This is a genomic window from Haloferula sp. A504 (assembly GCF_044385805.1).
GTDB lineage: Bacteria > Verrucomicrobiota > Verrucomicrobiia > Verrucomicrobiales > Akkermansiaceae > Haloferula.
In genome coordinates, this window is sequence record NZ_JBISBU010000247.1 from 1 (window position 1) to 322 (window position 322).

Consider the following 322-nt stretch of genomic DNA (forward strand, 5'->3'; position numbering starts at 1 on the left):
TGGCTCGTGGAGGGCATGGCGGTGTGTCAGGGTTGGGTTTTGGGAGGCATGACGGTGGCTCTCGATGAGTGAGGTATGAGGATTTCGGGCGTGGCAGCGAACGCATCGCCCGCCGATTGCGTGCCGGCACCGTGGCGATCAACGCCCAGGTCGTGTCCGATCCGCGCCTTCCCTTCGGCGGGATCCGGGACAGCGGCTGGGGCCGGGAACTGGGCCGCGAGGGCATCCGCGAGTTCGTGAACGTGAAGACGATCGTCCGCGAGGAGGTTACGGATCAGGCCTGATTTTACCATCGTCAGCACGGGTCGATTTGCTACGACGT

At 64.3% G+C, this 322-nt stretch carries 1 pseudogene; it reads left to right on the forward strand.

Annotated features, from left to right (window positions below):
* Positions 1 to 77: 77 nt before the first annotated feature.
* Positions 78 to 284 (forward strand): annotated as a pseudogene (locus ACG2LG_RS24370) (aldehyde dehydrogenase family protein); the annotation flags it as partial.
* Positions 285 to 322 lie beyond the last annotated feature (38 nt).